The organism is Vibrio sp. C8 (assembly GCF_054051265.1).
Window position 1 is genome coordinate 1 of record NZ_JBPAOE010000043.1, and the last position, 618, is coordinate 618.

Annotated in this window: 1 protein-coding gene; it reads right to left on the reverse strand. The window is 38.5% G+C overall.

Annotated features, from left to right (window positions below):
* Positions 1–322: 322 nt before the first annotated feature.
* Positions 323–618, reverse strand: a 296-nt coding sequence (locus ACRQQK_RS15535; RefSeq protein ID WP_408718431.1) for a phosphotransferase, incomplete at its 5' end; no start/stop codon positions are given.

Sequence of the window (618 nt, forward strand, 5' to 3'; positions counted from 1 at the left end):
GTTCACGTAGTGGGCCATCGCCCTGATAGACGGTTTTTCGCCCTTTGACGTTGGAGTCCACGTTCTTTAATAGTGGACTCTTGTTCCAAACTGGAACAACACTCAACCCTATCTCGGTCTATTCTTTTGATTTATAAGGGATTTTGCCGATTTCGGCCTATTGGTTAAAAAATGAGCTGATTTAACAAAAATTTAACGCGAATTTTAACAAAATATTAACGCTTACAATTTAGGTGGCACTTTTCGGGGAAATGTGCGCGGAACCCCTATTTGTTTATTTTTCTAAATACATTCAAATATGTATCCGCTCATGAATTAATTCTTAGAAAAACTCATCGAGCATCAAATGAAACTGCAATTTATTCATATCAGGATTATCAATACCATATTTTTGAAAAAGCCGTTTCTGTAATGAAGGAGAAAACTCACCGAGGCAGTTCCATAGGATGGCAAGATCCTGGTATCGGTCTGCGATTCCGACTCGTCCAACATCAATACAACCTATTAATTTCCCCTCGTCAAAAATAAGGTTATCAAGTGAGAAATCACCATGAGTGACGACTGAATCCGGTGAGAATGGCAAAAGTTTATGCATTTCTTTCCAGACTTGTTCAACAG